The following is a 12855-nucleotide window of genomic DNA, read 5'->3' as shown; positions in this document are numbered from 1 at the left end:
CGTCGGCGGCGGCGATAGTGCCCCGCAACGTTGTCGACACGGAGATCCGAACGGACCGGTCGCTGCCGGCCGCCATCCTCCCTTCCCCCGGATCCGTCATGCCGCACCTCAAGTCCCCCGTCGTCCGACGCGTCTACAAGTGCCAATGCGGCCGTCCGGTCTTCCTGCGCAACACGCAATGCGTCAATTGCGGCAGCCAGCTGGGCTACGAGCCCGGGCGGCTGACCATGGTGGCCCTGACACCGGGCCCGGCGCCGGCCCTCTGGCGCATCGTCGGCGAGTCCGGTGGCGCGCTGTTCCGGTTCTGCGTCAACCGCCAGAGCGCCTCGGCCTGCAACTGGCTGGTGGCCTCGCACGAGCCGCAGGACCAGCTCGGCCACCTGGAGACGCCCTGCCTGGCCTGCCGGCTCAACCGGCGCATGTTCGACGTCCACACGCCGCTCAACCGCCACCGGTGGCGCGAACTCGAGACCGCCAAGCGGCGCCTGCTCAGCCAGTTGCTGGCGCTGCGGCTGCCGGTGGAGGTGAAGACACCCACGCATCCGGGCATCGCCTTCGACATGCTCGAACAGGTGCCGGGCGGCCCGCCGGTGATGACGGGGCACTTCGACGGCGTGATCACCTTGAACGTGGTCGAGGCCGACGATGCCCAGCGCGAGGCGATCCGCGCCGCCATGGGCGAGCCCTACCGGACCCTGCTCGGACACTTCCGCCACGAGATCGGCCACTACTACTGGGACCGGCTGGTGCGCTTCGACATCGTGCGCCTGGAACACTTCCGCGCCCTGTTCGGCGACGAGCGGATGGACTATGCCAAGGCGCTGCAGCAGTACTACCGCGACGGCCCGCCGCCGGCCTGGGCCGCCACCTACCTCAGCAGCTACGCATCGGCCCATCCGTGGGAGGACTGGGCCGAGACCTGGTCGCACTACCTGCACATCGTCGACACGGTCGATACCGCCGCGAGTTTCGGCATCGCGGTCGACGAGACCACCACCGAATCCGAGCCGCTGGATGGCAACTACCTCTGGCGCCGTGACGTCGCGGGCGCCGGGGAATTCCTGGAGATGCTCAATGCCTGGGTGCAGCTGACCCAGGTCATGAACGAGCTGTCGCGCAGCATGGGCCAGCCCGACGCCTATCCCTTCGTGCTGCCCTTCCGCGCCGTCGCCAAGCTGCAGTTCATCCACGAGATCGTGATCGCGCAGCGATCGCGCTGACGGCGGATCGCAGAGGCCGCACGGCCGTTAGCATGCGGACTTCGCATCACGGTTCGCGCCACGAGGATCCCTGCCTTGACGACCATCGCCACCTCCCCGCCCCCATCGCTGCGGACGTCCCGGCCCCGGATCTACCTCGCCGGTCCCGCCGTCTTCCGTCCCGACGCGCGCGAGCACCTGGCCGGGCTGGCCGAGCTCTGCGAGCGCCATGGCCTGCGGGCCCTGCTGCCGACCGACGACTGCGGCGGCGCCGCCGACGAGCCGCTGGCCCGGCGCATCCATGCCGCCAATACCCGGATGCTGCGCGAAGCCGATGGCGTGCTGGCCGACCTGCAGGAATGGCGCGGGCACGAGCCCGACTCGGGCACCGCGTTCGAGGTCGGCTTCGCCGCCGCGCTGCGCCTGCCCATCGTGGGCTATGGCGCCTCCACGCTGAGCTATGCCGAGCGGGTCTCGGCCACCCGTCGCTGCGCGCCCGACGCGCTGGGCATGCTGCGGGAGTGCGACAGCGGCATGGCGGTCGAGGACTTCGGCATGCCGCTCAACCTGATGCTCGGCTGTTCGGCGCGCCTGGTGGCCAGCGCCGGGGACGGCATCGCCCTGCTGGCCTCGTTCTTCGCCACGCAGCCCATCGCGCCGGCGACATCCGCGCCGACGGCGACCAGGGCCGGCAGCTTCGACCATTGGCTGCAGACCCGGGTGCTGGCCGAGGACGAGGCAGCGGCGGGTGCCCCGGCCGGCCCGGAAGCGGCCGGGAATCGGACGCATCCGATCACCTGAGACAGCGACACGTCGCTCGATCGAACGGAATCTGTTCAATCAGGGTTGCACAAAACCCCGAATTCGTTCAATCTTGCTTGAATGTCTTCCCGTTCCGATGCCCTCGATCGACTGCCTTCGGCGGTCGGCGTGGCGCTGGTCCGCCTCGGCGCCGACCTGGCGGTCGCGCGCAAGCGGCGCAAGCAGTCGCTGCGGGCCTGGGCGCTGCGGCTCGATGTCTCGGTCCCGACGCTGATGAAGCTCGAGCGCGGCGATCCCTCCGTGGCCATGGGGGTCTACGCCACGGCGCTCTGGCTGGTGCAGCGCCACGATGCCCTGGGCATGCTGGCCGATCCGCGCCACGACGTGGCGGCGCTGGAGGGCGACGTGCGCGCGGCGACGCGTCGGGGCGCGCGTGGCACCCAGCCCGCCGGCGGCGACGACGACGACGGCCATGGTTGAGCATCCGCCCTCGCCCTATGTGCCGCGCGACGAGTTGTCGCTCTGGATGCTGACGACGCCGGCCCAGCCGGCGCTGGTCGGACGCCTCTCGCTGGCCCTGAACGGCCAGGCCGTGGCGCTGCGCTACGACCCCGCATGGCTGCGCCACGGCCATGCGCTGAGCGAGGACCTGCCCCTGGTCGACACCCTGTTCGTGCCACCGCGCAAGCAGGAAGCCGCCGGCGCCGTCGACGATGCCCGGCCCGACCGCTGGGGCGAGCGCGTGATCCGCAAGTTCGAGCGCACGCCCCGGCTGTCGCTGCTCGAATTCCTGCTGTTCGCCGGGCCGGACCGCCATGGCGCGCTGGGCGTGAGCCAGCGCCCCGATGCCTACGATCCCTGGCCGGCCACGCCGGTGCCCGTCCTCGGCGACCTGCCGGCCATGCAGGAGGTGGTGCGCAAGGTGATGGCCAACGAGCCGGTGCCCGAGCTGGAGCGGCGCCTGCTGCGGCCCGGCGTGTCGCTGGGTGGCGCGCGGCCGAAGTCGCTGGTGGCAATCGATGGCGAGCCCTGGCTGGTCAAGTTCGGCGAGGGCGAGGACGAGGACACGCCGCTGATCGAGCACGCGGCCATGACCCTGGCCGCGCATTGCGGCATCGACGTGGCGACGACGCGCGCCCTGCCGGTGCGCGGCCGCCATGCCGTGGCGGTGCGGCGCTTCGACCGGGTCGCGGGGCGGCGCGTGCATGCGATCTCGGCCCATGTCGCCTTGCGCGCCGTGGGCGAGGACTTCGGCTATCCGCAGCTCGCCCAGCAACTGCGCCGACTCTGCCGCGCCGACGACATCGCGCGCCAGCAGGCGCAGCTGTTCCGGCGCATGGTCTTCAACATCCTGATCGACAACACCGACGACCACGAGAAGAACCACGTCCTGCTGCGCCGGGACGACGGTCACTGGGGCCTGTCGCCCGCGTTCGACATCGTGCCCGGCCTGAGCGGCCTCGGCTACCAGGCCATGGCGGTCGGCCGCGACGGTGCCGTATCGAGCCTGGACAACGCCCTGTCGCAGGCCACCGCGTTCGGACTCAAGGCCCCGGCGGCGCGCGCGATCGTGCGCGAGATCGCCGCCACGGTCGACGGCTGGCGCGACCACTTCGCGGCCTGCGGCGTGGCCAGGGCCGACCTGGACACGGCGGCGCAGTACCTCGACAACGACCGGCTGGGCGCGCAGCGGCGCCAGGCCTGAGCGGGGCGCGGCGGTCGCCACGCGCGGCGGCCATGCCGCGCGGTGCCCGGATCGGGCACGTCCGATTCACCCCAGGGGCATCGTCGCCAGCGCGGCCGTGAGCTCCGGCGTCTTGTCGCGCTTGGCGGCATACATCGCCTGGTCGGCCTTCTCCATCAGCCGGGTCGCATCGACCTCCGGACCCCGCTCGATGGCGAAGCCGATGCTGCAGCGCACGGGGATGCGCTGGCCCTCCCACACCATGTCGGCAGCCATGGCCCGATGGATGCGCTCGGCGATCCGCGCCGGGTCGGGACTGTCGTCGCCCAGGCCATGGGCGCAGATCACGAACTCGTCGCCCGACAGGCGGGCGATGAATTCGCCATGGCGGCAGGTCTCGCGCAGCCGCTGGCCGAACTGGCGCAGCACCTCGTCGCCCGCCGCATGGCCGAAGACGTCGTTGATCTGCTTGAAGCCGTTGAGATCCATGAACATCACGGCGACGACGTGGTTGCTGCGCCGGCCCCAGGCCACGGCCTGGTCGAGCTCGGCGAACCAGGCGGCGCGGTTGGGCAGGCGGGTCAGCTCGTCGGTCAGCGCCATGCGCTCCATCAGCTGGGCGAACCGGATCTGGACCGTGACGTCGTGCATGGTGCAGACCGCGCCCAGGATGGCGCCATCGACCCCCAGCAGCGGATTGGCATTGCAGCTCACGCTGCGTGGTGGCCGGTCGGGCCGGCCGATGACGATGGTCTGGCCCCGCACGCGCTCGCCCTTCCAGGCCCGCACCAGCGGGATCTGCGCCGGTTCCAGCAGGGTCTCGCCGCGCTCGTCGTAGAGATCGAAATGGCGCGCCCAGTCCTCCGGCGGACAGCGGCGCGCGTCGACGCCGTGCCAGTCGCGCGAGGTCGCGTTGAACTCGCGCAGCGCGCCCGTCGCATCGCAGGTCACCACGCCGTCGGGCAGCACGTCGAGCAGTTCGGCGATGGCCGACTCGCGGCTCTGCGCCAGCAGCCGCTGCCGCCGCGTCTCCAGCGCCTCGCTGGCCCGTCGGGCCAGCCGCCGCAGGCCTTCGCGCTGGAGCTCGGTGAGTTCGCGTGGCCGGATGTCGAGGACGCACAGCGTGCCCAGCCGGTGGCCACCGGCGCCGCGCACCAGCGCGCCGGCATAGAAGCGCACGTGGGGCGCTCCGACGACCAGCGGGTGACGCGTGAAGCGCGGGTCGAGGTGGGTGTCGGGAATCTCCAGGATGTCATCCTGGTTGAGCGCATGGGCGCAGAAGGTCTCGTCGCGCGCCATCAGATCGGCGTCGATCCCGCAGCGCGCCTTGAACCACAGGTGCTCGGCCGCCACCAGCGTGATCAGGCTGGTCGGCGCCTCGCACATCCGTCCGGCCAGCCAGGCCAGGTCGTCGAAGACCTCCTCGGGCGGCGTGTCCAGGATCTGCAGGGCCTCGAGCGCGCGCAGGCGATCCTGCTCTTCGGGATCCTGGGTGTCGGCGGCGCGGGCGGAAAGGGTCAAGGCATGGGCTCCTGGCGGCGGGCATGCGGCCGAGCGGCGCCATGCCGCATCGTGCCGATCCCCCCGAGTCTCGCGGTCCCGGCGGCATCCTTTCCCTCGAATAGGCGGTCATCCCATGGCCATATCGCCGGATCGCCATATCGCCGGATCGCCGGATTGCCGACGGCCGGCTCAGGGCACCGGTCGCGCCGCCGCCGCCGGCACCGCGTAGCGTCGGTCGGTCAGGGTGCCCAGGAAGGCGACCAGGGCGTCGATGTCGTCCTCGTCGAGCGCCGGGGTGGCGCCGGGGCGGCGGTTGAGCGGGGTGCTCACGGTGTTGACGTTGCCGCGCAGGGCCTCGGGCAGGTCGTCGAACACCGGGTGGGCGCCGTACCACGCCCCCGGATCGGTCGAGCGCGTGGCGTAGAAGCGCACCGCCTGGCGCAGCGAGGTGAACACGCCGTTGTGCATGAAGCGCTGGCGCACCGCCACGTTGCGCAGGCTGGGCGTGCGGAAGTAGCCGCACCAGGCATCGGCCTCGGGCCAGTGGCGCGCGCGCGCCGTGCGGCACAGGCCCAGGTCGTGGGCGCCGGCGCTGGCGTTGGCCGGCAATGCGCGGTTGCGCGGCACGCCCAGGGCCTCGTAGCCGAAGTCGGTGAACAGCGACCGCGCGGGCTGGCTGGAGGTCGCGCTCACGCTGTGGCACGAGGCGCAGTTGCCCTGGTCGGGATGGCGGAAGATCGCCAGGCCGCGCTGCTCGCGCGGACTGAGGGCGGCGCGTCCGCGCAGGAACTCGTCGAAGCGCGAGTCGAAGGGCGCGAGCTCGTCGCTCTGCAGGTAGGCCTGCAGGCCCAGGCCGAAGGCCTCGAGCGCGCGCTTCGGGTCGCGCAGCACGCCGGGGCCGAACAGACGCTCGAAGTCGCGCTCGTAGCCGGCCTCGCGCAAGCGTCGCGCGGCAGCGCGGGGCGAGCGCAGGTTCATCTCGTGGCGCGCGAGCAGCGGCTCGCGTGCCTGGGCGGCCAGGGTGTCGACGCGGCCGTCGAGCATGAGGCCGCCGAAGGGGGCGGGCGCCGGGGCGTCGTCGTCCTGGTAGAAGTACAGCGGCGGGAGGTAGCGCAGGTAGGTCAGCGAGGGCGGGTTGCGCGTGCCCAGGCGGGCGCGCACGCTGCCGCCGGCGACGCCGTCGCGCCCGCCGTTGAAGGCGCTGAAGGCCTGGGCGGGGTCGTGGCAGCTCGCGCAGCTGGTGCCGGCGGGCCGGGACAGGCGGGTGTCGAGGAACAGCCGGCGGCCCAGTGCGACCTGCTCGGGCGGGGGTGCCACCAGCGGCCGGGCGGCCGGCACGATGGCCGCCAGGCGCGGCGTCGCGCCGACGTGGCCGACGACCCGTGGCGCGTCGCCCGCCAGGGCCGGCGACGCGGCGCCGAGCCATCCCGCCAGCAGCGCCGCCGCGACGGCGGCCGACGCGGCGACACGGATGCGCGATGTCACGGCGCCAGGAAGCCGGTCTTGTCGCAGGCGATCTTCGAGCCCGCCGGCACGCAGGTCGTGAGCAGCTTGCCGTCCCGGGTGTAGGCCTTGTAGAGCCAGGGCGCATCGGCGCCGGTGTCGCGCTCCATCATCATGAAGCCGAAGGTGTTGGTGTGCGTGATGCGCTTGAGCACCACGCCCGGCGCCGGCGTCAGCCCGGCCGGGAACGGATCGGGCAGGTTGACGTCGACGTTGTCGCCGCCATTGCCCGTGACGAAGGTCGCCGGGTGCGCGCTGGCGAAGCTCAGGGCCTGGAAGTCGTGCACGTGGCCGTGCAATGCGATCTTCACGCCCTCGGGGTAGTAGGCGACCGGATGCAAGGTCCGCATCACCGCCTGCAGGCCGATGTTCCCCGGCGCCGGCGCCCCGCCGGCGATCGGCGCGAAGGCCAGGATCGGATGGTGGTTGGCGAACAGCGAGGTCTTCGACCCGTCGGCCACCAGCGCGGCCACCTGCCGGAACTGGGCCTGGTAGATCGGGAACTTGAAATCCGAGGCGCCGAAGGGCGCGGTCCCGGCCTTGGCCGAGTCGAAGATCACGATCTGCGTGTCGCGTCCCAGCGGCACGGCATACGGATCGCTGAAGTTCGCCGTGTTGTCGTTGGCCGGGCTGTCGCAGCTCAGGCCGGCGCCATAGGCGCGCGTGTCCAGGAAACGCATCCAGCCCTGGCCGGCGCGCGCGCATTCCTCGTGGTTGCCGCGCGCCATCACCCACGGCGCGGCGGCCAGCAATGGCGCCGCCGGCCTGAACAGGTCGGCCTCCCAGGTGTCCCAGCCATAGCCCCATGGACTGTCCTTGCAGCCGGCCACGTCCTGCGGGCAGGCGTTCTCGCGGTAGTGGTAGTCGCCGATGTGGACCACCAGGTCGGGCCGCATCGAGGCGACGGTGGCGGCGATGGTGGCGAAGGGCCAGGCGGTGGCGTCGTTGCAGGCCTGGTAGGCGTTGTCGGCCTTCTTCATGCGGCAGCCGGTGTCGGCCAGCACGGCGATGAGGCGCGGCTGCGCCTGCGGCAGGGGCAGCGCGCGGCCGCCCACGCGCACCGACGCCGTGCCGGCGGCGGGCCGGCTCTCGCAGGTGTTGACCGGGAATTCGGATGGCTTGGAGTCGGCCGCGTCGCTGGCCGTGGTGCGCTGGGCGGCGGTGCCGGCGGCGGCGCGCAGGGTCATGGGAAAGGAGACGCCATCGATCACGATCGCCGGGCAGTCCGCGGCCGCCGTGACGGCGCGCACGATCGTCTGGCCGTTGGCGCCGACCTCGACCCAGGCGGCCTTGAGCCGGGCATCGGCGGCGGCGACACCGGGCCCGCGGGCATCGTCGGCGCCATCGCCACCGCAGGAGGCGAGGATGGCGATGGCGCCGAGGGTCGTCAGTGCCAGCAGTGCCGGCCTGGCGCGCAGGAGGGGCACGGAGCGCGCGAGGGAATGGGACATCGGGAGGCTTTCGTGGATCGGTCCGGACGGGGACGCAGCGCGCCGGATGCTGCCCGCGCCGCATGACGGCACGATGAAACCGCGCGCCCGGCCGGCGCGGCGACTCGTCCCGGAAGCGGCTCGGGGAACGGCTCGGGAAGCGGTCCTGCAAGCGGTCCCGGAGCCGGCGAAGTCGACCCCTCTTGAAAATTTTTTCACCGCTCCTAGCTGTCCGACAAGGTTGCCGGAGCGATCTCCGGCGCATCGTTTCAACCCGTCACTTGGAGATGTTCACCATGTACCGATCCCTGTATCCGCGCGACATGCTCGCCGAGATCGATCGTCTGCAACGCGACATGCAACAGGCCTTCGATCTGTCTCCCACCATCCGCGGCATCGCCCGCAACGGCTTCCCGGCGCTCAACGTCGGTGGCACGCCCTCGACCATCGAGATCTACGCCTTCGCGCCGGGCATCGATCCGTCCTCGCTGGAGGTCAATCTCGAACGCGGCCTGCTCAGCATCTCCGGCGAGCGCAGGAGCGTGCTGCCCGAGAAGGAGGCCAAGAAGACCACCGTGCACATCAACGAGCGCTTCGACGGCCGCTTCCGCCGCGTGCTGACGCTGCCCGACGACGCCGACCCCGAAGCGGTCGATGCCAGGCTGCGCGATGGCGTGCTGCACATCACCGTCCAGCGCCGGGCCTCCGCGCAACCGCGCCGCATCAGCGTCCAGTGACGCCCGCGAGCGCACCGACGACCACCCACCATCCCTCCGCCGGAACGAAGGAGTACCCATCATGAACCAGGACATCCAGACCACCCAGGGCGGCCAGAGCCCGTCCCGCGCCACCAGCGCCGCCAGCCGCGCCGAAGCGCAGCAACGCGCCCGCTACAGCGAAGCCACACTGACGCCACCGGTCGACGTCATCGAGGACACCCAGGGCATCACCCTGTACGCCGACCTGCCGGGCGTGAGCCGCGACAAGCTCAACCTGCAGGTGGAAGCCGACACGCTGATCATCGAGGCCGAGTCCGGGCTGGCCCTGCCTGAGGGCCTGACCTCCCAGCACACCGAGGTCGGACTGGCCCGCTTCCGCCGCGTGTTCACGCTGAGCAAGGAGCTCGATGCCGACAAGGTGACGGCCGAGCTGACGCAGGGCGTCCTCAAGCTGTCGATCCCCAAGGCCGACCACGCCCAGCCGCGCCGCATCCAGGTGAACGTCGCCTGAGCGCGCCTGCGGCGCGGCGGCCGGTGCGCGGCGCTCAGCGCACCGGCCGCTCGCGCTCGAGCCAGGGCCGCAGCCAGGCATAGAGCGGCCCGATCGACAGCACCATCGTCAGCACGCGCGAGACATGGAAGACCGTGACCAGCGGCACGCCGAACTGCAGCACCTTGGCCGTCAGGCTCATCTCGGCGATGCCACCCGGTGCGGTGGCCAGCACGGCGGTCGGACCGGGAATGCCGCTGACCCAGGCCAGGCCGAGGCCAAAGGCCGCCATCACGCCCATCAGCAGCAGCGAGGCCACCGCCACGCTGGCCATGTAGCGCGGCGCCGTGCGCATGAAGGCGCGGTTGAAGCGGATGCCCAGTGCGCAGCCGATCAGCAATTGGCCGATGTTCACCATCCAGCGCGGCGCGGTCGACCACTGGATGCCGCCGGCCGTCAGCGCGATGGTCACCAGCAGCGGACCGATGATCCAGGCGTTGGGGACGCGGAAACGGTTGAGCACCCAGCCGACCGCCAGGGTCAGCACCGCCAGCTGCGCGAAGCCGCGCGGATCGAAGGTGGCCCCGACCGGCACGTAGAGGTCGGTGCCATGCAGGCCGAACAGGCGGAACAGCCCCGGGATGATCAGCACCACCATCAGGATGCGCAGCGAATGCGCCGCGGCGACCTGATCGACCCGCCCGCCATAGCGCTCGGCCTGGATCGCCATCTCCGAGGAGCCGCCGATGGCGATGGCGAAGAAGGCGGTCTTCGAATCGACACCCGACAGGCGCTGCAGCAGCCGGCCACCCAGCACGCCGACCACCAGCGCCACGCCGACGCTCAGGATCACCCAGTGGGCGTACTGCAGCAGCTGGGCGGTGACGGCCGGGGTGAAGTTCAGGCCCAGGGCCAGGCCGATGATCCACTGGCCGCCATTGCGCATCGGCTGCGGCAGGCGCAGGGGCGCGCCGGCCATGCGCAGGCCGGCCACGGCGAGCAGCGGACCGATCATCCACGGCAGGGGCGTATGCAGGTAGACGCACAGCGCCGCGCCCGCCAGGCCCAGCGCCAGGGTCGCGGCCACCGGCCAGAGGGCCTGCAGCCAGCGGCGCCACGAGGGCACGCCCGCCCCCGCGTCGGTCGTCAGCGCCGCCGTCATGCCACCGGACCGATGGCGTGGGCGACGGCCCGGGCCGCCGCCAGCAGGCGGTCGTCGGCCCAGCGGCTGCCGATCCACTGCAGCCCGATCGGCAGGCCGCTCGCGCCGCGCGCCAGCGGCAGGGTCACGGCCGGCACGTTGAGCGCCGTCCACAGCGTGGAGAAGGAGGCGTCACCGGTGGACTGCAGGCCGAGTGGCGCCTCGCCGGCGGCCGCCGGCGTCAGCAGCACGTCGTGGTCGCGCTGGATGTCGTCGAGCTGTAGGGCGCAGGCCCGCAGCGTGGCGCGCGAGGCGTCGTAGCGCGCGAAGTCGCAGGCCATGCCATCGGCGATGCGCGCCTCGCGCAATGGGGCGCTGATGCGTTCCCAGTGGTGGTCGATCTCCCAGGCGCGATTGCGCACGAACTCGAAGCTGGAGACCCAGCGGTGCGCCTCGGCGATGGCGTCGAAGCCCGCCGGCAGGTCGACCCGCGACACCCGGGCCCCGGCGCGCGCCAGTGCCGAGGCGCAGCGCTCGATGGCATCCCGGGTCGCGGGTTCGCAGGCCTCCCAGAAACCGGTGCGGGCCACGCCCACGCGCAGGTCGGCGAGCGCCGGTCGCGCCAGCGCCGCCATCGGCACGCCGACCAGCACGCTGCGATAGAGGTGGATGTCCTCGACCGAGCGCGCCATCAGACCCAGCGCATCGAACGAGCCGGCGGCCTCCATGACCCCGGACAGCCGGATGTCGCCCCGGCTGGGCACATAGCCGACGCAGCCGCAGAACGAGGCCGGGCGGATGGTCGACGCGGTGGTCTGGGTGCCCAGCGCCAAGGGCACCATCCCGGCGCCCACGGCCGCGCCGGAGCCGCTGGAGGAGCCCCCCGGCGTGCGGCGCGGATCGTGCGGATTGCGCGTCTTGCCGGGGAAGCGGTTGGCGAACTCGGTCGTCACCGTCTTGCCCATGACGACGCCGCCGGCGCGCCGCGTCAGGGCGACGCAGGCCGCGTCGTGCGACGGCCGGCGGCCCCGGTGGATCGGCGTGCCGTACTCGGTGGGCATGTCGGCCGTGTCGATGATGTCCTTCAGGCCGACCGGCACGCCCTGCAGGGGGCCGGGCTCCGGCATGCGGTCCACCGCGCGCGCCTGGCGCAGCACGTGGTCGGGGTCGAGGTGGGTCCAGGCGCCCACCGTCGGTTCGATCTCGGCGATGCGCGCCAGGCATTCCTCGGCCACGGCCAGCGCGGTGGTGCGCCCGGCGTGGATGGCGGCGACGATCTCGGTCGCCGTCAGGGTGTGCAGTGAATCCATGCGCGGGTCATTCCTGTGGATGTCGGGAGGCGGACGTGCGGCTGGCTGTCGTCAGTCGGCCGTGGCACCCGAGTCGGCGACGATTTTCTTCCATTTGCCGGATTCGGCATGGATGTAGGTCGCGAACTGGCTGGGCGTGTCCCAGGCCGGCTCGATGCCGGACTCGTTCATCTTGGCCTGGACCTCGGGGGCCTGGAGGGCCGCGATCAAGGCCTGGTTCAGCCGGGCGACGATCTCCGGCGGCGTGCCGGCCGGGGCCAGCACGCCATACCAGTTGTTCACCACGAAGGCGGGCACGCCCGCTTCGGCCATGGTGGGCAGCTCGGGCATCGCCGCATAGCGCTTGGAGCCGGTCATGGCCAGGGCCCGGATCTGCCCGCCCCGGATCGCGCCGGCGGCCGTGGAGACGGTGGAGAAGACGGCCTGCACGTGCCCGCCCATCAGGTCGAGCATGGCGGGCGTGCCGCCCTTGTACGCGACGTGCGTCATCTTCGTGCCGGTCAGCGTATTGAACAGCTCGCCGGCCAGGTGGTCGGTCGCGCCGTTGCCCGACGAGCCGAAGGCGACCGGGTGGGTCCTGGCGTAGCCGATGAACTCGGAGACGGTCCGCGCCGGCACCTGGGGATGAACCACCAGCACGTTGAGCGCGTTGCCCGCCAGCGAGATCGGCATGAAGTCGCGCGCCACGTCGTAGGGCAGCTTCTTGTAGAGATGCGGATTGATCGCCATCGGCCCGATGGTGCCCAGCAGCAGGGTGTAGCCATCGGCCGGCGCCTTGGCGACCATGTCGGTGCCGATCACGCCGCCGGCGCCCGGCTTGTTCTCCACGAACACCGACTGCCCGAGACTGGTGCTCATGTGGGTGGCGATGACGCGGGCGGAGATGTCGGCGCCGCCACCCGGCGCGAACGGCACCACGAAGCGGATCGCCTTCGTCGGCCAGGAAGCGGGTTGGCCCTGCGCAGGGGCCGACAGCGCCAGGATCGCCAGCGTGCCGGCCGCGACGAGCCGGGAGAACGAGGATGTCATGGGGAGGTTCCTTGGAGGACGTGCGCCGATGTCGTGCGTACGATGAGGGAAAGCCCTGAGTCACGCACCTTCCGTGCCAGTGAGT

At 72.0% G+C, this 12855-nt stretch carries 12 protein-coding genes; 6 read left to right on the top strand and 6 right to left on the bottom strand.

What is annotated here, in order from left to right; translation table 11 throughout:
- The first annotated feature begins 98 nt into the window (after positions 1 to 98).
- From AC1MLT_RS20105 to AC1MLT_RS20090, 4 genes are all read left to right on the top strand, one after another.
- Entirely contained in the window at positions 99 to 1220 is a 1122-nt protein-coding gene (locus AC1MLT_RS20105) for a zinc-binding metallopeptidase family protein (protein ID WP_481036000.1), read from the top strand.
- 75 nt (positions 1221 to 1295) lie between these two features.
- Entirely contained in the window at positions 1296 to 2000 is a 705-nt protein-coding gene (locus AC1MLT_RS20100) for a nucleoside 2-deoxyribosyltransferase (protein WP_481035999.1), read from the top strand.
- A gap of 81 nt (positions 2001 to 2081) precedes the next feature.
- Positions 2082 to 2441 (top strand): XRE family transcriptional regulator, encoded by a 360-nt coding sequence (locus tag AC1MLT_RS20095; protein ID WP_481035998.1) that lies wholly within the window; start codon positions 2082 to 2084, stop codon positions 2439 to 2441.
- On the top strand, positions 2434 to 3666 hold the full coding sequence (locus tag AC1MLT_RS20090; RefSeq protein WP_481035996.1) for a type II toxin-antitoxin system HipA family toxin: 1233 nt from the start codon (positions 2434 to 2436) through the stop codon (positions 3664 to 3666). Before AC1MLT_RS20095 ends, AC1MLT_RS20090 begins: the two co-directional genes overlap by 8 nt.
- A 66-nt stretch (positions 3667 to 3732) precedes the next feature.
- Here AC1MLT_RS20090 and AC1MLT_RS20085 read toward each other — a convergent pair whose 3' ends face one another.
- The 3 genes from AC1MLT_RS20085 to AC1MLT_RS20075 all read right to left on the bottom strand — a co-directional run bounded on the left by AC1MLT_RS20085 (position 3733) and on the right by AC1MLT_RS20075 (position 8102).
- A complete protein-coding gene (locus AC1MLT_RS20085) occupies positions 3733 to 5166 on the bottom strand; it encodes a diguanylate cyclase domain-containing protein (RefSeq protein WP_481035995.1) in 1434 nt (477 codons plus the stop codon).
- A gap of 171 nt (positions 5167 to 5337) precedes the next feature.
- The gene (locus tag AC1MLT_RS20080; RefSeq protein ID WP_481035993.1) at positions 5338 to 6633 is read right to left on the bottom strand and encodes a cytochrome-c peroxidase; all 1296 of its coding nucleotides are present in this window, start codon (positions 6631 to 6633) and stop codon (positions 5338 to 5340) included.
- A complete protein-coding gene (locus tag AC1MLT_RS20075) occupies positions 6630 to 8102 on the bottom strand; it encodes a metallophosphoesterase (RefSeq protein ID WP_481035992.1) in 1473 nt (490 codons plus the stop codon). Before AC1MLT_RS20075 ends, AC1MLT_RS20080 begins: the two co-directional genes overlap by 4 nt.
- A gap of 275 nt (positions 8103 to 8377) precedes the next feature.
- Here AC1MLT_RS20075 and AC1MLT_RS20070 point away from each other — a divergent pair, with 275 nt between their 5' ends.
- Positions 8378 to 8818, top strand: a complete 441-nt coding sequence (locus AC1MLT_RS20070; protein WP_481035991.1) for an Hsp20/alpha crystallin family protein — start codon at positions 8378 to 8380, stop codon at positions 8816 to 8818.
- A 61-nt stretch (positions 8819 to 8879) separates the two neighbouring features.
- Positions 8880 to 9311, top strand: coding sequence for an Hsp20/alpha crystallin family protein (locus tag AC1MLT_RS20065; protein WP_481035989.1), 432 nt, complete (start codon positions 8880 to 8882; stop codon positions 9309 to 9311).
- A 34-nt stretch (positions 9312 to 9345) separates the two neighbouring features.
- On the opposite strand, the gene AC1MLT_RS20060 is transcribed toward AC1MLT_RS20065, so the two are convergent.
- The 3 genes from AC1MLT_RS20060 to AC1MLT_RS20050 are packed head-to-tail and all read right to left on the bottom strand — an operon-like array spanning position 9346 to position 12770.
- Positions 9346 to 10452, bottom strand: a complete 1107-nt coding sequence (locus AC1MLT_RS20060) for an AbrB family transcriptional regulator (protein ID WP_481035988.1) — start codon at positions 10450 to 10452, stop codon at positions 9346 to 9348.
- Positions 10449 to 11741, bottom strand: coding sequence for an amidase (locus AC1MLT_RS20055; RefSeq protein WP_481035987.1), 1293 nt, complete (start codon positions 11739 to 11741; stop codon positions 10449 to 10451). The genes AC1MLT_RS20060 and AC1MLT_RS20055 overlap by 4 nt, the downstream gene beginning before the upstream one ends.
- 51 nt (positions 11742 to 11792) lie before the next feature.
- The gene (locus AC1MLT_RS20050; RefSeq protein ID WP_481035986.1) at positions 11793 to 12770 is read right to left on the bottom strand and encodes a Bug family tripartite tricarboxylate transporter substrate binding protein; all 978 of its coding nucleotides are present in this window, start codon (positions 12768 to 12770) and stop codon (positions 11793 to 11795) included.
- Positions 12771 to 12855 lie beyond the last annotated feature (85 nt).

Source organism: Variovorax sp. PEI5 (assembly GCF_056679935.1).
Note: the sequence above shows the minus strand (reverse complement) of the source record. Positions and strands in the feature narration are given on the sequence as shown.